Origin of the sequence: Bdellovibrio sp. BCCA (genome assembly GCF_037996825.1) — a bacterium.
GTDB lineage: Bacteria > Bdellovibrionota > Bdellovibrionia > Bdellovibrionales > Bdellovibrionaceae > Bdellovibrio.
On sequence record NZ_JBBNAC010000001.1, the window covers coordinates 992252 to 1008107 of the forward strand.

Here is a 15856-nt window from a genome sequence, read left to right on the forward strand (position 1 = left end):
GTATTGGGAGTCGTAGTTCACCATGAAAGTTACTTTCGCAGATATTCAAAAGGCTCGGGAGCTTATTAAAGATGTTATTTGTCCTACGGAGATGAGCCACTCGCTCAGCGCAAGTAAACTGGTTAACAGTGAAATCTATTTCAAATTTGAAAATACACAGCGCACGGGAAGTTTTAAATTCCGTGGCGCTTACAATAAGATTTCCAATCTGACTCCGGAAGAAAAAGCTCGCGGTGTGGTGGCAAGCTCTGCCGGAAATCACGCCCAGGGCGTGGCCCTCTCTGCGAGTCTGGCAGGCGTTAAAGCCACGATCGTGATGCCAGAGAACGCTTCAATCAGCAAAGCTTCAGCCACTCGCGCTTACGGTGCGAATGTGGTGTTAAAAGGCGAGATCTACGATGAAGCTTACGAATACGCACAAAAATTAGAAAAAGAAAATGGCTACACTTTCGTGCATCCTTACCAAGATCCTTACGTGATCGCAGGACAAGGAACCATCGGTATTGAAATTCTGGAGAAAGTTCCGGATCTTGATACCGTGATCGTACCAATTGGTGGCGGAGGTTTGATCAGCGGAATCGCTCTGGCTGTGAAATCCATCAATCCGAAAGTGCGCGTGATCGGAGTGCAAAGCGATCGTTCTCCGGGAATGGCGCATCTCTTTAAAAAAGAACCACTAAGTCATATCAAAAGAGCCGCGACGATTGCGGATGGTATTGCGATCAAAAATCCTTCGCAAGTGATGTACGATAATTTCATTTCCAAATACGTCGACGAAGTCGTGACGGTGAGTGATGACGAAATCGCAGAAGCGATTGTGTTCTTGATGGAAAGAGCGAAAGCGGTTGTCGAAGGTTCGGGAGCTGCGGCAATGGCCGCGGCGATGTCAGGTTCGCTCAGTCTGGGCAATAAATGCTGCGTGATTATCAGCGGCGGCAATATCGATTTAAATATCGTTTCTAAAATCATCGACCGTGGTCAGATCTTGCGCGGACGTCTTTGTGAACTTTCCGTGATCGTGGACGACTTGCCAGGAAACCTAAGCAAGCTCACGCAGGCAATCGCGGGTCAGAAGGCCAATATTTTAGAAGTTCATCACGACCGTGTTTCTAAAGGATTGTCGTTGCGTGAAACGCGTATCGATTTTGTTTTAGAGACTTCCAGCATTGAACATGTTGAAAAGATCAAACGTGCCCTTGAAGAAACTGGGGCGAAAATCATTCAAAGCACTTAAAGAGATCGAAGACGGTTTTTCCCAGTCTTCCAGATTGTATTTTTCTAAAATCCGTCGCAGCTCTCCGCTGCGGCGAAGATCGTCAATGCCCTGATTTAAAATTTTCGCGTAGATCTTGGATTTCGGATTGTTCGGTGAAAATCCCACATATAAAAACGGTTCTGAGTCTTTCAGATTTGGACGGGCATTTTTCAAGAGGCCCAATGACTTGTTCGAGAAAATAAAGTCGGGGGCATCATTCTGGTTACTACCCAACAGTGCTTGGGCTTTATTGTTGCGAGTGTCTTTAAGAGCACGAACCCAAGTGCTGATTTTTACCTCTACTTTGTAACCTTGTTTTTCAAAAACCTGGCGAACGATTTCGACCATATAGCCGGGACGGGCAGAGTCTGGATTGCAGACGTAAGGACATGAATAATCCGAGCGAAAAGAAATCGTGTTAGCCCATGTTTGAGTTGAAAATCCCAGAACTGTGGACGTCAAAATCCATGCGAACAAGATGCGTTTCATAAGGGCCCCTCTCCTTACTTACCTTTATGCAATACTTTGCTCTACGACAAGTTGCACGCGGAAAAGGGCGGCGTTTCGGAGATGTAACCTATATTACTAAAACTGAATGTTGCGTTCAAAATGGCAGGTGTAACCGCCAGGATTTTTTTGGAGGTAATCCTGATGAAACTCTTCAGCTTTCCAGAATTCTCCAGCGGGGACGATCTGTGTGACCACAGGAGCTTTCCACGCTCCAGATTTATCAACGCGCGTCTTAACGCGTTCTGCGTCCTCTTTTTGAGTTTGAGAAGTGTAGAAGATAGCACTGCGATATTGAGTGCCAACGTCATTGCCTTGGCGGTTCGCCGTTGTGGGATCGTGAATCTTAAAAAAGTGAAGAAGCAGGTCTTCGTATTTTAATTTCTTCGGATCAAAAACCACTTTCACAGTTTCAGCGTGATTCGTAGTTCCGGTTTTAACGATATTGTACGTGGCGTTTTTAGTGGTGCCGCCCATGTAGCCCACTTCCACAGCAACGACTCCAGGGATCTTGCGCAAAAGATCTTCCATTCCCCAAAAACAACCACCAGCTAAATAAGCTATTTCTGTTGATTCCACAGAGTCTCCTTTCTTTGCCGTTTTTGCGTCAGCAAAGAATCCTAAGCCCACTAAAATCGTCACTAGAAACGAAAAGTATTTCATAAAACAATGATAGCACTATTTAGAAGAGACGGAAAAGTTTTCTAGACTTCTTTTCCGTACCCGCCGCCACTGCCAGAGCACAAAGTTACAACGTCCCCTTTAGAAAACTTCTGTTGTCCTAAAACGGGAAGAACTTTGTGAGTTCCTTCGTGTTCAATAGAAACTTCGCAAGGGTCTCCGTGAGAGCAGTTTTTCGAAATACGGGGACGATGCAATGTAAGATCCGTCACCCAAGCCGCCTGAATATCTTCACGGGCTTCGATTTTCAAAATCACACCACGTCCGCCGTTGTGTTTGCCTTTGCCGCCCGTTGAGTGACGAAGATCCACGCGTTGAACTTTTACGGGGAAATCTCTTTCCAATTGTTCGATTGAGAAAGACTGCAAGTGCGCGCACTCGCCATCGTGAGAAGCGGAAGCCCCCACGCCTCCCGGCAAAGTTAAAAGCATGTGCTTATCTTGATGAAGCAAATCAAAATTCAAAGGACAGTTGCTCGAAAGGGCCTTTTCGCTTTTTTGATGAATTTGCGAAAGAGCCAACTCCATCGCCGTTTGCAAAGCTGCGGCTCCGCAAGTCATGCCTTTGTAAGTAGGAGCTGGATATTTTCCAATCAGCCAGCAGCCTGCAGGTTTCGTGATTTGCAAAACAGAAAAAGATCCTGAATTCGCCAATTGTTCAAACCCGTAGTAACGGCTCAAAGTATAAAAACACACGCCATAAGTTGCAGACTCTGTCAGAGACACAGTTTTTGCGGCACTTGTTCCACTAAAGTCTAAAGAGACTTTACCATCGTGGATTTCCATATTCAGACGCAGAAGTTCTCCGCTATCTAAAACAACGTCGACACGTGTTTCACCGGAAGCGCGCTCGCTGATTTTTTGCACGGAAGATTTGCGGCAAAGATCAATGTATTCCTCAATGAGTTCGCCGGTGATTGTGAAGCCGGTGTATTCAATGGCCTCGTGAAGCGTTTTCGCTTTCACAGTCATATCTTCACATTGGTGTTTCAACCAGGTCACAAAATTAGCAGGGCAAGCGGGGTGAGCTTGCATTGCTGATAAAATCATTTCATTGAGCTGATTTTTCTGACGAAGAGGTGTCGGAGGAATACGAAGACCTTCTTCCTCGACAGATTTTGCAAGTTTGACGGATTTATCCAAAGAGCGACGACTCACCCAAATCAAATCTTCAGAAACGGCCATCACAAAAGTCATGTCACTAAGAAGGCTGCCACCACTATAAGGATCATTCAAAAGAGCAATGTCACCCTCTTGAAGTTTTAGGTACTTCGTCGCTGTTGTTGCCGCCATGGTCAGTGTGCCGTAGCTCACAGCTTGTACGCCACGTACGGCAAGCACGTCACCTTCAATCGTCATCAAAGCAGATTCGCCTTGAAGGAAGTCATTTAAAAGCGAATGAAAGAGTTCAATTTGATAGCTCATAAAGTCTCCTGCAAAGCTTTAAAGCCGCACAAGGCAACAGCTTGAGACTCACTAAAGTCTTCAGCGTGCACTGTGGTGTGAGGATCTTTTTTGAAAGCATTGGCAAAAACCGAAGCCAAAGGACCTGCGACAATCAGTTTTTTTGTCTGGCGTTGCAGATAAGCTTCCATTGCGAGTCTTTGCAAAGAAAGGCTTTGCATCTCTTTCGTCAAATGACCTAAATCGCTGTCACGAGTTTGGCTGATTTTAGAAAGTGCAAAAAGAGAATTTTTAAAACGCTGAATTCCTTGCGCTGAAAAACGATCTTCAAGGCCTTGCAATTTCGCGAGTTTCGCGTTTTCAGCCCATAAATCCAAAAGACTGGGTTTTTGACCTCGGCCTAAGAACATAGGACCCGGCTCCCAACCTTCTTGGTGAGAGGCAAAATCAAAACGACCGAAACTGTTTAGTGCAATTCCCAACGTCGGTTGGATTCCCAACTCTTTACTTTGCAAATGCGGAACTTCCACGGTTCCCCAAGCACTTTGCCATGAAGAACTCCAAGTGTTCGCAGAAATTAAATGAAAACTCTCAAGGCCCAAATAAAGAATATCAGCACCGTCTTTAGCGCCAAGTTCAAGGCCTAAAGCTGTCGAAGCGGAAAACAAGCTTCCGATATGTTGATTTTTATCTTCTGAAAAAAGTTTTCCAGAAGAAGTCAGGAAGTGGATGTCTTTTTCTGCAACAACACCTTCAAGAGCTTTTAGAATCTCTTCTTTGCGTTCAGAAAAAACACCGGAGATCGTGGCGTTTAAAGCGTTCTTATTCCAACGAGTGACCTCATGAGGATTGTCGGTTTTTTCAGGAACAAAAACTTCAAGGCCTTTGTTGCTCAAAAACTCTTGCGCTTGTTTTAAATGAACCGGATTTGTGGAAGAGTGCAAAAAATGCAAACAAACTTTTTTACAATCCATCATCTGTAATTTCGCAGCGATGGCTTCCAAATCTTCAAGTTTCAACGGCACATCCACTTTGCCGTCGGCAAGCACGCGCTCGTGAACTGAAAAAAGAAGGTCTTTGTTAGTCAGCGTTTCAGATTTTTCGCAGACATCAAGCCAGTGTTCGAAACCGTCTGTTGTGATATGGGCCACAGCTCCACTGAGGTTGTAGTCTAAGAGCTTTTTTGGCAAGCGCAGGCTGACAAAGACAGATTGTGGTTTGTTATCCGCATTCTCTGTCACGAATTGTTGAAGCGACTGCTTAAGGTTTTCGCGAGAGAGATAAACTCTCTTTTGGGCAACAGGTTTGGAGTCCGACACGAGTGCGTATTCGGCGAAAGATTCTCCGACACTCACACCCAACAAGAAGCTCTTTTGCATTTTTAAACGCTCTCTATATTGAAATTGCTCTGGAATATGTTAAAGCTAGACGAACAGGTATAACAAAATAATCTCTCTAAGAAAAGGATTCTAAAGTGAAGATTTCTCCCGAAATTCTGAACCTGGTTCCCTACAAACCTGGCAAACCGATTTCTGAAACTCAGCGCGAGTACGGATTAACGACCGTCTACAAACTCGCAAGTAATGAAAATCCTTTAGGTCCTAGCCCGAAAGCGATGGCGGCGGTGAAGCAAGCTTTGGATCATCAGCATCTATATCCAGATCCTTCGCACTATGAACTCTTACAAACTCTGTCGAAGGAATGGGGCTTCCCGACAAAACAACTTGCTATTGGTAACGGCAGTGATGAGTTGATTGATTTGTTGACACGCATTTATTGCGAGCCTGGCGACGGCGTTTTGACGTCTGTGGCGGCTTTCAACGCCTATGAAGTGAGTGCTCCTGCGAACCGCGCCGTGATCCATAAAATTCCGATGAAAGAAGGCTATCGTTTTGATTTGCCTGCGATTGCGGATTATTTCTTGGCTCATCCGGAAAAGAAAATTCGTCTGGTCTTCGTATCTAATCCGAACAATCCCACGGGAACTTTTGCTCCTAAAGCGGAGGTCGAAGCCTTCCTTGAAAAATTGGGAAATCGCGACGATGTGATGGTGATTTTTGATGAAGCTTACAATGAATTCGTGCGCGATCCGGCTTACGCTTCTGCACAAAAATACATCACGAAATATAAAAATCTGATCGTTCTTCGCACTTTCTCTAAAATCTATGGCCTTGCGGGTTTCCGCTTGGGCGCTATGATTGCGCCTCCTGAGGTTGTTGAAGTGTTTAACCGGGTGCGCAAACCTTTTAATGTCAACGATTTAGCGCAAGTCGCTGCAAATGCGGCTCTGCAAGATAAAGAATTTATTGAGCGTTCGCAGCAGACCTGTTGGAAAGGGCTTGATTACTTCTATAAGAAGTTAGAAGAATTAGGCCTGCCTTACATTCCATCTCAAGGGAATTTTGTCATGTTTGACACCCTCCGTGACGCCGCCAAGGTGAATGAAGCCTTGTTACGCCGCGGGATTATTATGAGACCTTTGTTAAACTACGGTTTCAAAACGCATTTGCGTTTGAGTGTAGGGCTCGAGCATGAAAATCAAGCCGCGATGAAAGCCTTGGCTGACGTGCTCAAAGAGATACCTGTGGTATCTTAATCGGCGGATGCCGAGGATGTCGGAGCGCCAGAGGCGCGGAGACTGGACTGAGTTATTGGAGAATTATGGGAATGGTTATTACGATTGATGGCCCTGCGGCCTCTGGGAAATCTTCTGTGAGTAGAGAGCTAGCTCGTCGTTTGGGCTGGAACTGGGTTTCTACAGGTGCCTTCTATCGTGGTTTGGCATTCGCTGCTATTCAATTGGGTATTGACCTTGATGACGTGAAAGCATTGTCTGAATTGACTCACAATCCAGTTTGGAAGGTGAGCATGCAAGATGCTCGCACAACGGTTTATTTTCAAAACCAAGATGTCACAGATTTGATCGCTCACGAAGACGTGGGAAATTTCGCCAGCAAAGTGAGCCATTATCCTGAAGTTCGTAAAGCTCTTTTGGATGCGCAAAGAAACTGCAGCAACGGTCCGCAAGGCTTGGTTGCTGAAGGCCGCGACTGCGGAACTGTTGTTTTTCCGAAAGCGGAAGCGAAAGTTTATCTCACGGCAAACTCTGAACACCGCGCCGCTCGTCGTGCTGCGGAGTTGGGCCTTGATCAAGGTGATATGGTGAAAGCGCAACAACAGCGCGATTTGCAAGATTCTACTCGCAAAGTGGCTCCGATGGCAGTGCCTGACGACGCTTTGATCGTCGATACAACGGAGCTGAATTTAGACCAAGTGGTTGATAAAGTTGTCGACTACGTTAAAGGCAAAATTTAGTTTCATCTAACGTAAGAGGTTTTCCTTGAAGTTTGAGAAGTTTCACTTGTCGGAAGACCTATTGCGCAATCTCAATGACAATGGTTTCTTTCGCACGACAGACATTCAGTACAAAGCGATCCCTTCAATTCTCAAAGGCGAGGATGTTTTAGCCATTGCTCAAACGGGCACAGGTAAAACGGCGGCTTTCGCGATTCCTATCATCAATCTAATTCACAGCAATAAAAGCAGCAAGCGCGCTGTCGGTATTAAATGTCTTGTGATGGTGCCAACACGTGAGCTCGCGCAACAGATTGGCGAAGTCTTTAACAAACTCTCTAAGCACACGAAGGCAAAACCTTTTGCTCTGTATGGTGGGGTAGAGCAAGACGCGCAAATTAAAAAGCTTCAAGACGGTATTGATATTTTGATTGCGACTCCGGGACGTATGTTTGATTTGATCAGCCAGGGGCACATCAACATCAATCACATCGAGACGCTGGTTCTTGATGAAGCCGATCACATGTTGGACTTGGGCTTTATTGAAGATATTGAATCCATCAAACGCAAACTGACTCGTCGTCATCAGACGTTGTTCTTTTCGGCCACGATCAATCCGCAAATCAAAAAACTCGCGTTCTCGCAAGTTCGTAGCAATGCCATCCGTATTCAAATTTCTCCGGAAGATCCGGTTTCAAAAAACGTATCGCATTTTGTGATGTTTATTGAAATGGACGACAAACGTTTCTTCTTAGCTGAATACTTACGTCAAAATCCTGACGGAAAGTTTATCGTGTTTGTGCGCACTCGTGTGCGTGCTGAGCGTGTGGCAAAAGCGATGGAGCGTGCAGAAATTCCAACGCTCACGATTCATGGTGAAAAAGATCAAACCAATCGCGCCGAAGTGATGAAAGCTTTCCGCACAGGCGAATGCAAAGTTTTGATCGCCACTGACTTAAGTGCTCGCGGTATTGATATTCCCGACGTGACTCACGTGATTAATTACGATCTTCCTGAAAAGCCAGAAAACTATGTCCACCGTATTGGTCGCACAGGCCGTGGTTTTAACAAGGGCATTGCGGTTTCTTTCTGCAGCCAAGAAGAAAAACCTCTTTTGCAGGGCATTGAAGAACTTTTGACTAAAAAAATCGAAGTGATCAAAGTCAGCAAAGTCGACTACGAAATCATCTCATCACAACCAGAAGAAGGCATGAGTCTTCAAGAGTTGATTGAAAGTGAAGAGAAGCTGATTCAAGCTAAAAAACGTAAGAAGAAGAAATAGTTTTTTAATCTTCCAGGTGTATTTTTTTAAGCTTCTTCGCGGCGGCTTCTAATTTTCTTTTTGTCTCTTCTGGCAAACTTTTTTTGCGACAGAGGACCGCTTCGAGTGGTTTTTCATTTTTTAAAGAGGTCACGAGCTTTTCTTCGTAGTGGGCTTTGTCTTTGGCAAAATTAAAAACTGACGGCAAGGCACAAACTCCCTGAAGACGATTTGATTTTAACATCTCAATGGCTTGATCCATGCTGGTGACTTCCGTGAGTCTATCTGGCTTCACATATTGATCGATCAGCTCCGTGCATGTTCCGCGCAGTCGACCAATTCGCACATTCTTTTGTTTCAAATCCACAGAGGCCTTAAGGTAAATACGAGGTGAGGCTTCATAGAGTTTGTCTTGGATCTCGTAGTGCTTTTCATACTTCATGCATGAGACTGAGAAAAAGATCGCCAGATCCGGATTTGAAGTCTCCATGGCGTTTACCAGGCGGGCATGCGGATAAAGATTGTATTCGAAGATCAACCCGGCCTCTTTCGCGAGCTGAGACAAAATATCGTAGTTGATACCTTTAAGCTGTCCCTTTTCTTCATAAGCAAAGGGCCCGACATCGGAAAGTCCCACCTGCAGAGTTTGCGCCGTTGCAAAGAGGGGAATCAGCAAAAATAAAAATAAAACAACTGCCATTGAACAATTATTAAATAAGGAGCTACTGCGTTTTGCAAACGGCTTTTTGGAAACAAACCAAAATGCAATAAATGTTAACAAAGAAGTGTTTTATTCTACAAAGACAGCTCTAAGAGATACCGGATGTCTCGATTTGCGGTGGATGAACCAGAGTCTGATAGATCACACAATACCGCTCCGTTAGCTCAATCAATCTCAACTTTTTCTCTTCCGGAATATCGTCTTGGATATCAAAGCGCAGTCGGATTTTCGTAATTCCGACGGGCACATTCTTATCAACTCCCAAAGTACCGCGAAAATCCATATCACCTTCTGCAAAAATTTTCGTGTATTGAAGCTGAATTCCCATATTCGTAGCCACCGCATTTAGTGTCACTCCTGCGCAAGCGACTAAGGCTTCCATCAGCATGTCTCCAGAACAGGCCAGAGTCCCGTCTCCTCCCGCAGCAGGATGTAAACCTGCAGTGACCTGCGCAATGCCGGTGTCGATGCGACAAGAGATATCTTCGCCCAGGGTTCCTGACGTATGAAAACTCACGAGGCTTGCCTCCTTGTCGGCTTGATAGCGAGTTTTCAGAGGGCGTTGCAGTTCACGTAGTTTTTCGAGTTCCATAACAATCCTTTCCTTTGTACGGTGCAATTCAATAAGGTACGGCGTACCACCGATCCGCAAGCAGCAGTGCTTTGATCGCAAGAGCTGTCGTGTAGGCAGTGGATCTCCAAACCACGGGGAAGCGTGCAATAAAAGTCGCAGCATAGAAAACTTGTCCTGACCAGAAAAGGCGACCGTCGGAATCTCTTTGCGCTTGGGATAAAAGAAAATCCAAACCTCGGCGTACGCGCTCGCGGTGAAGTTCATTTTTAGGATCACCTAAAATCAACAAAGCATTAAGCGCCCAAGCGGTGGATTGAACATAGTCGGGACGTGCTAAAAAACTATTTCGCCACGAACCATCACGATGTTGTTTGGCGATAATAAAATTCAAAGTCCGCTCGCGCGCAGGATCTAGGCACGTGGTTCCGGCTTCAACATTCGAAGCAATGGTGTAGGGAAGAGCGTAATAACTGGGATAGTACATCCCGCAAAAATAAAACTGCTTATTGCGCACAACGCGATTGATGTGCGCGCAGCTCGCTTGATAACCGGGACCCGATGTTTTTCCAGCGTAGGTCAACATCCTTAAAATATTTGCGTTCACGACACAGTCGACGTCATTCACATTAAACGGGATGCGCGTTCCTTTATCAGGAGCTGCAAAATAATTTCGTGGCATATCCGGATCGTGTTCATCAAAAAGCCACGTCATAAAGGCTCCCGTACGAATATGTCCTTGAGCCGCGTTATAGACATGCGGCTTTCGATCAAAATCACGATAGGTAGAAATCGCATCGATCACTTGTGAAGGTAAAACACTCTTCCATTCTGTCGGCAAAAGACCCCGCCGAAAACTTTGCATGTAGTGCAGGAAAGTGTAAGTGACCGAAGTCGTGTCGGCATCCGGTGGAATATTCGCAAAACCTTTCCATTGTCTTGCGAGATACATGTAACGAGGTCCGCGCACTTTCATTCCACGAAATGTGTAAGGAGGATAAAAGTTAAATAAATTTCCCCAACGATATTTCTCAAGACCTCTTTGTGTTTCTTCGAGCATCACGGGAATTTGTGAATAGCGGGAATCGTGCGAATAAATTTCTGCTAAGATATTTGCGATGGAGCTAGCGACAAAGGCTGAAGGTTCTTCGAAGGGCACGCCAAATTTTCCAACTCCGATCGCGCTTGGCACATACGAAGTCACGCGCGCACGCCATTGCCCCGGTTCGTAACCTTCGTCTAAACCGACTTGATAATGTTCGATAAATGAGAGGGCCGAACGAATTTCCCGATCATACCGGGGTGTCGGCAGCGCCGATGCTGTCTTTGGAGTAAACCAAAGCAGTCCTCCGAAAAGGATCCCAAGAAAACTCCACGCCCCCCGCATACGTCCTCCTTGTGCTCAGCTCAAATATGTTCGAGATGACAGACGCTTGTCAGGCCCAACATTCCTGCTCTGCAAGAGTACATAATGCAGGACCACGAAAACCTTGGTGGAGCGCGTAAAACCTTTGACTTCCGCCCCCTTAGGTCGCTAAACCAGTGTTTCGCCCAAAGAGGTGAAGAAAGGTAACGGGTAGGTTCCAGTGAGGACTTACTACGTGGGAGGTTTTAAAAAAACTATATGACGAAACAATTAAACAAAGCCGAGTTGGAGAAACAGAAAGTTCTAGCTTTCTTGGATGCGGAAGACGCAAAGGTTCCAGCAAATCCAGGTCTATTGACATCAAAATCTGAAAAAGGTGATTTCGAAAACCTTTTTGAAGCGTCAATGAAAGAGCAAGACTTCAAAGTCGGCGACGTTGTTACTGGTACTGTAGTAGAAGTTCAATCTGACTATGTTCTAGTAGACATCAACTACAAGTCTGAAGGTTTGATCGCGATCAATGAATTCCGTATTGTTGACGGCGTTCGTGAAGTGAAAGCTGGAGACAAAGTAGAAGTTCTTATCGACCGTATCGAAAACGAAAACGGTATGATCGTTCTTTCTAAAGACAAAGCTGACATGCTTCGTGCATGGACTGATATCTCTAAAGCAGCTGAGAACGAAGAAGTTATCGAAGGTACTGTTGTTGCTAAAGTTAAAGGCGGCTTGAGCGTTGATATCGGCGTTAAAGCATTCTTGCCTGGATCTCAAATCGATCTACGCCCTGTTCGCAACATGGACGTTTACCTTGGTAAGAAATTTAAATTCAAAGTTATTAAGTTCAATAAGAAACGTGGCAACATCGTTCTTTCTCGCCGCGCTCTTCTTGAAGAAGAACGTGACAGTCTCCGTTCACAAACTCTTGACACTATGGCTGAAGGTTCAGTTGTTACTGGTGTTGTTAAAAACATCACTGACTACGGTGCGTTCATCGATCTTGGTGGCATGGACGGATTGTTGCACATCACAGATATGTCTTGGGGCCGCGTAAAACATCCTTCAGAAATGTTGAATGTTGGCGACGAAATCCAAGTTAAAGTTCTTAAGTATGATAAAGAAAAAGAACGCGTATCTTTGGGTATGAAACAGCTTCATGCAGATCCTTGGGAATCTGTGAAGGCTTCTTACCCTCCAGGCACTAAGCTTAAAGGTAAGGTTGTATCTTTGGCTGAATACGGTGCATTCGTTGAACTTGGCGAAGGTATCGAAGGTTTGATCCACGTTTCTGAAATGTCTTGGACAAAACGTGTGAAGCACCCTTCTCAAATCGTTAACGTAGGCGATGAAGTTGAAGTGGTAGTTCTTGAAGTAGACACTGAAAACCGCCGCATCAGCTTGGGTATGAAACAGCTTCAAGCAAATCCTTGGGTTGAGATGAAAGAATCTTATCCTCCAGGAACAATCATTGAAGGCGAAGTGAAGTCTGTTACTGACTTCGGTATCTTCATCGGCATCGAAGAAGGTATTGACGGTCTAGTTCACATTTCTGACTTCTCTTGGACTAAACGCGTAAATCACCCAAGTGAAATGTTCACTAAAGGTCAAAAAGTACGCGCGGTTGTTCTAGGTGTTGATATCGAGAACGAAAGATTCTCTTTGGGTATCAAACAACTTGAATCTGATCCTTGGGCAAACATCGAATCTAAATACGCTATCGGTACACAACACGACGTTAAAGTAACTAAAACAGCTGATTTTGGTGCTTTCGTTGAGCTTGAGTCTGATATCGAAGGTTTGATCCATATTTCTGAGCTAACAACTGAGAAAATCAACTCTGTAGAAGATTTCATTAAGCCAGGTCAAACGATCAAAGCTGAAGTGATCTCTATCGACAAAGACGCTCGTAAGATCGGCTTGTCTTCTAAACTTGTTAAACTTCGTGAAGCAAAAGCTGATGTTGACGATTACGTTAAAAAAGCGACTGCAACTTCTAAGTCCACTTTCGGTGACTTGTTCGCAGATCAATTGAAGAACGTAAAGACAGACGGTAAGCAGTAATTAAGTCAGATTCAGGTCGCCGCAAAGCACCTGAACTGGACTTCGTGCCGTTGACTGTAAAGTCTTAAAGAGGGACCCTAGTGGGGTCCCTTTTTTATTTGCAGGAGCACGCGTATGCAAGGCAGTTTCTTTAAAAAACTTGTTATCATTTTTCTCGTTTTTGTCGGTATCGGGGCTTTGCTCAAAATGAGCGGAGATTTCTTCGGTGAATCAGAAAAGAAAGTCACAGCGAAAAACACCATCCTTCATTTGGATATGAACGGTGTGATCCTCAACGGGAAGAAGTTCCTTAAAAATCTCAAAAAATACAAAGATGAAGATAAGGTGAAAGCGATCCTTATCACGATCAACTCTCCAGGCGGAGCGGTGGGTCCTTCTCAAGAAATTTACACAGAAATCAAACGCGTTCGTGAAGAACTTAAAAAACCGGTGATCTGTGTTTCTACTGGAGTGATGGCGAGTGGCGCTTATTACTCAGCAGTTGCCTGTGACAAAATCGTCGTTGCACCAGGCTCGCTTGTGGGCTCTATTGGTGTGATCATGGAGTTTGCGAATATCGAAAAGCTTTATGATTGGGCGAAGATCTCTCGGTACTCGATCACCTCTGGAAAGTTTAAAGATTCCGGCGCTGAGTACAGAGCGATGCGCGAAGATGAAAGAGCTCTTTTCCAAAACATGATCGACGAAGTGTATGCGCAGTTCAAAGGCACGGTAGCAAAAGAACGTAATTTGAAAGAGGAATTAGTTTCTGAATATGCTGACGGTCGTGTGTTCACGGGTGCAACAGCGGTGAAGCTGGGTTTTGCGGATAAAGAAGGTTTCTATGAAGACGCTGTGAAGTTGGCAGCGGAAACGGCGAAACTGGGCGACAACTATGACGTGTTTGAAATTCCTAAAAAACGTGTGAGCATTTTTGATCTGGGTGACAGTGACCGTGAAGACGACGTGAACAGCATGGCTGAATACGCTGATGTTCTAAAAGGCAAAGCTTTCGGACCGGATGTGGAGGGTGCGATGAAGTTTGTTTTGAGATCCAAATTCTTGAACCAACCGATGATGATTTTGCCAGGAACTTGGGAGTAACCTGATTCATGGCAAAAAAAGTCGCAAAGAAAACAAAAAAATCTGCTGCGAAACGAAAGGCGTCTAAAAAGGCGCCTTTTGCGTCGGGAAAACTGCAAATCGGAAAAGACATTTGGCCGTTAGAGCGCGACGTGCTTTTCCGCCCGGACCGCATGAAGTACGTGCGTAAGCTGATCAAACCTGAAGGCTGTGTTTTTTGTCGGGCAGCGCAGGCAGAAGTCTCTTTTGAAACTCTTTGCGTGTATAAGTCGAAGCACTCAATGGTGGTGCTTAATAAGTTTCCGTACAACAGCGGGCACGTTTTGGTTTTGCCACAACGTCATTGCGGAGATCTTCTAAAACTTTCTGAGGAAGAATTCCGCGACTTGCAGGACACCATCCGCTTGACGATGAAATCTTTGAACGAAGTTTATGAGCCCGGCGGAATCAATGTGGGTTTGAACCACGGTGCGGTTGCAGGTGCGGGGATCCCAGAACACTTGCACTATCATTTGATTCCACGTTGGGCCGGGGATCTTAATTTCTTCCCTCTCATTGCTGAGACCAAAGTCTTGGTTGAAAGTCTGGAGCAGACCTATGAGAAGCTTTGGAGTATTTTAAAAAAATGAACAGAGGCATGACCTTTCAAACAGCACCGCTGACTCCCGCAGTGAAGTGGTTGCTGATTATCAATGTGGCGATCTGGTTTATCTTCCAAGTAATCATGGAAGGTTTTTTACGTGTTCCTTTTTCTTCGATCTTTGGCCTTTATCCTGGCAAAGTTCTTTTTGATTTCCAGATTTGGCAGCTCTTCACGTACATGTTCCTGCACTCGTTGCAGGTGACGCATATTCTTTTCAATATGCTGATGCTGTGGTTCTTTGGAGCAGAGCTTGAGCAGCGTTGGGGCACGAAATTCTTCCTCATTTACTATTTTGTTTCTGGCATTGGTGCAGCGATTTTGTACTGCCTGGGCGTGTGGGCTTATGCTTTGGCGACGAGTTCGCAAACAGGTTTGATTGTTCCGGTCATCGGGGCGTCAGGCGCTATCTTTGGGCTTTTGCTGGCTCAAGGGATTCTTTTTGGTGAACGTATTGTTTACTTTTTTATGCTCTTCCCGATGAAGACTCGCTATTTCGTGGCTTTGATGGGTTTGGTGCAATTGGCCTCTATGATGACTTCAAGTGTCAGTGGAGGAGAGGTTGCTTACTTAGCCCATCTTGGGGGCCTTGTTTCCGGCTATATCTGCCTTAAATTCAAGGGCTGGTTTGACCGTAACGAATGGAAGAAAAAGTCCAAAAACAAGGGCCGCAACCTGCGCCTCGTCGTTGATAACGAAAAGAGCGACAAACCACCAAAATACTGGAACTAGTGGAAAAAGGTACCTGGTACCTTTTTTTAGGGGGCTGGACTCTGCCTTCAATCTACGCTATAAAAGGGTCTCGATAGAAACAGGGAGTTTATAATGTCTTTGGCACAAGCTAATAAAAATTTGAAGTTCGATAAGCGTATGACTGAAAGAAACGTCAACGTAGGTGAAATGTCTAAAGAAGAATTGCAAAAGCACCTTGAGTCTCTTCCAGATCTTTCTCACAACGTAGAGAAATTCACTATCGACGGTAAGAATTCTTCTTCGACTGAAGAATCTCATTAGTATTTTTTTGAAATTTAGAATTT

General features: G+C 45.0%; 16 protein-coding genes. 9 read left to right on the plus strand and 7 right to left on the minus strand.

What is annotated here, in order from left to right; genetic code table 11:
- Positions 1-22: 22 nt before the first annotated feature.
- On the plus strand, positions 23-1234 hold the full coding sequence (ilvA, locus tag AAAA78_RS04900) for a threonine ammonia-lyase (protein ID WP_340590651.1): 1212 nt from the start codon (positions 23-25) through the stop codon (positions 1232-1234).
- On the opposite strand, the gene AAAA78_RS04905 is transcribed toward ilvA, so the two are convergent.
- The 4 genes from AAAA78_RS04905 to AAAA78_RS04920 form a co-directional block, all read right to left on the minus strand.
- Positions 1151-1744 (minus strand): transporter substrate-binding domain-containing protein, encoded by a 594-nt coding sequence (locus tag AAAA78_RS04905; RefSeq protein WP_340590653.1) that lies wholly within the window; start codon positions 1742-1744, stop codon positions 1151-1153. The genes ilvA and AAAA78_RS04905 overlap by 84 nt on opposite strands.
- 96 nt (positions 1745-1840) lie before the next feature.
- On the minus strand, positions 1841-2425 hold the full coding sequence (gene msrA / locus AAAA78_RS04910; protein ID WP_340590654.1) for a peptide-methionine (S)-S-oxide reductase MsrA: 585 nt from the start codon (positions 2423-2425) through the stop codon (positions 1841-1843).
- 41 nt (positions 2426-2466) lie between these two features.
- Positions 2467-3867 carry a hydantoinase B/oxoprolinase family protein gene (locus AAAA78_RS04915; RefSeq protein ID WP_340590655.1) on the minus strand — a complete coding sequence of 467 codons (1401 nt, stop codon included), beginning with the start codon at positions 3865-3867 and terminating at the stop codon, positions 2467-2469.
- The gene (locus tag AAAA78_RS04920) at positions 3864-5225 is read right to left on the minus strand and encodes a hydantoinase/oxoprolinase N-terminal domain-containing protein (RefSeq protein ID WP_340590656.1); all 1362 of its coding nucleotides are present in this window, start codon (positions 5223-5225) and stop codon (positions 3864-3866) included. The genes AAAA78_RS04915 and AAAA78_RS04920 overlap by 4 nt, the downstream gene beginning before the upstream one ends.
- Before the next feature lie 95 nt (positions 5226-5320).
- Here AAAA78_RS04920 and hisC point away from each other — a divergent pair, with 95 nt between their 5' ends.
- The 3 genes from hisC to AAAA78_RS04935 all read left to right on the plus strand — a co-directional run bounded on the left by hisC (position 5321) and on the right by AAAA78_RS04935 (position 8422).
- Positions 5321-6442, plus strand: a complete 1122-nt coding sequence (gene hisC, locus AAAA78_RS04925) for a histidinol-phosphate transaminase (protein ID WP_340590657.1) — start codon at positions 5321-5323, stop codon at positions 6440-6442.
- A gap of 65 nt (positions 6443-6507) precedes the next feature.
- Positions 6508-7161, plus strand: coding sequence for a (d)CMP kinase (gene cmk / locus AAAA78_RS04930; protein WP_340590658.1), 654 nt, complete (start codon positions 6508-6510; stop codon positions 7159-7161).
- Positions 7162-7186: 25 nt separating this feature from the next.
- The gene (locus AAAA78_RS04935; RefSeq protein WP_340590659.1) at positions 7187-8422 is read left to right on the plus strand and encodes a DEAD/DEAH box helicase; all 1236 of its coding nucleotides are present in this window, start codon (positions 7187-7189) and stop codon (positions 8420-8422) included.
- 4 nt (positions 8423-8426) lie between these two features.
- Here AAAA78_RS04935 and AAAA78_RS04940 read toward each other — a convergent pair whose 3' ends face one another.
- The 3 genes from AAAA78_RS04940 to AAAA78_RS04950 all read right to left on the minus strand — a co-directional run bounded on the left by AAAA78_RS04940 (position 8427) and on the right by AAAA78_RS04950 (position 11080).
- Positions 8427-9101, minus strand: coding sequence for a substrate-binding periplasmic protein (locus tag AAAA78_RS04940; RefSeq protein WP_340590660.1), 675 nt, complete (start codon positions 9099-9101; stop codon positions 8427-8429).
- Between the two features lie 109 nt (positions 9102-9210).
- Positions 9211-9714 (minus strand): OsmC family protein, encoded by a 504-nt coding sequence (locus AAAA78_RS04945; RefSeq protein WP_340590661.1) that lies wholly within the window; start codon positions 9712-9714, stop codon positions 9211-9213.
- A gap of 28 nt (positions 9715-9742) precedes the next feature.
- Positions 9743-11080, minus strand: a complete 1338-nt coding sequence (locus AAAA78_RS04950; protein WP_340590662.1) for a hypothetical protein — start codon at positions 11078-11080, stop codon at positions 9743-9745.
- A 237-nt stretch (positions 11081-11317) separates the two neighbouring features.
- Between AAAA78_RS04950 and AAAA78_RS04955 the strand changes: the two genes are divergently transcribed.
- The 5 genes from AAAA78_RS04955 (at position 11318) to AAAA78_RS04975 (ending at position 15833) form a co-directional block, all read left to right on the plus strand.
- Positions 11318-13117 carry a 30S ribosomal protein S1 gene (locus AAAA78_RS04955; protein WP_295903012.1) on the plus strand — a complete coding sequence of 600 codons (1800 nt, stop codon included), beginning with the start codon at positions 11318-11320 and terminating at the stop codon, positions 13115-13117.
- A gap of 114 nt (positions 13118-13231) precedes the next feature.
- A complete protein-coding gene (sppA, locus tag AAAA78_RS04960) occupies positions 13232-14200 on the plus strand; it encodes a signal peptide peptidase SppA (RefSeq protein ID WP_340590663.1) in 969 nt (322 codons plus the stop codon).
- An 8-nt stretch (positions 14201-14208) separates the two neighbouring features.
- On the plus strand, positions 14209-14808 hold the full coding sequence (locus AAAA78_RS04965; RefSeq protein ID WP_340590664.1) for an HIT family protein: 600 nt from the start codon (positions 14209-14211) through the stop codon (positions 14806-14808).
- A gap of 8 nt (positions 14809-14816) precedes the next feature.
- Positions 14817-15551 (plus strand): rhomboid family intramembrane serine protease, encoded by a 735-nt coding sequence (locus AAAA78_RS04970; RefSeq protein ID WP_340590665.1) that lies wholly within the window; start codon positions 14817-14819, stop codon positions 15549-15551.
- 93 nt (positions 15552-15644) lie between these two features.
- Complete coding sequence (locus AAAA78_RS04975) at positions 15645-15833, plus strand: hypothetical protein (protein WP_295903004.1); 189 nt, start codon at positions 15645-15647, stop codon at positions 15831-15833.
- The last annotated feature ends 23 nt before the right edge of the window (positions 15834-15856 follow it).

Coding starts and splice junctions, on each gene's coding strand:
- ilvA (WP_340590651.1), top strand. CDS start 23: ATGAAAGTTACTTTCGCAGATATTCAAAAGGCTCGGGAGCTTATTAAA.
- AAAA78_RS04905 (WP_340590653.1), bottom strand. CDS start 1,744: ATGAAACGCATCTTGTTCGCATGGATTTTGACGTCCACAGTTCTGGGA.
- msrA (WP_340590654.1), bottom strand. CDS start 2,425: ATGAAATACTTTTCGTTTCTAGTGACGATTTTAGTGGGCTTAGGATTC.
- AAAA78_RS04915 (WP_340590655.1), bottom strand. CDS start 3,867: ATGAGCTATCAAATTGAACTCTTTCATTCGCTTTTAAATGACTTCCTT.
- AAAA78_RS04920 (WP_340590656.1), bottom strand. CDS start 5,225: ATGCAAAAGAGCTTCTTGTTGGGTGTGAGTGTCGGAGAATCTTTCGCC.
- cmk (WP_340590658.1), top strand. CDS start 6,508: ATGGGAATGGTTATTACGATTGATGGCCCTGCGGCCTCTGGGAAATCT.
- AAAA78_RS04940 (WP_340590660.1), bottom strand. CDS start 9,101: ATGGCAGTTGTTTTATTTTTATTTTTGCTGATTCCCCTCTTTGCAACG.
- AAAA78_RS04945 (WP_340590661.1), bottom strand. CDS start 9,714: ATGGAACTCGAAAAACTACGTGAACTGCAACGCCCTCTGAAAACTCGC.
- AAAA78_RS04950 (WP_340590662.1), bottom strand. CDS start 11,080: ATGCGGGGGGCGTGGAGTTTTCTTGGGATCCTTTTCGGAGGACTGCTT.
- AAAA78_RS04955 (WP_295903012.1), top strand. CDS start 11,318: ATGACGAAACAATTAAACAAAGCCGAGTTGGAGAAACAGAAAGTTCTA.
- sppA (WP_340590663.1), top strand. CDS start 13,232: ATGCAAGGCAGTTTCTTTAAAAAACTTGTTATCATTTTTCTCGTTTTT.
- AAAA78_RS04965 (WP_340590664.1), top strand. CDS start 14,209: ATGGCAAAAAAAGTCGCAAAGAAAACAAAAAAATCTGCTGCGAAACGA.
- AAAA78_RS04970 (WP_340590665.1), top strand. CDS start 14,817: ATGACCTTTCAAACAGCACCGCTGACTCCCGCAGTGAAGTGGTTGCTG.
- AAAA78_RS04975 (WP_295903004.1), top strand. CDS start 15,645: ATGTCTTTGGCACAAGCTAATAAAAATTTGAAGTTCGATAAGCGTATG.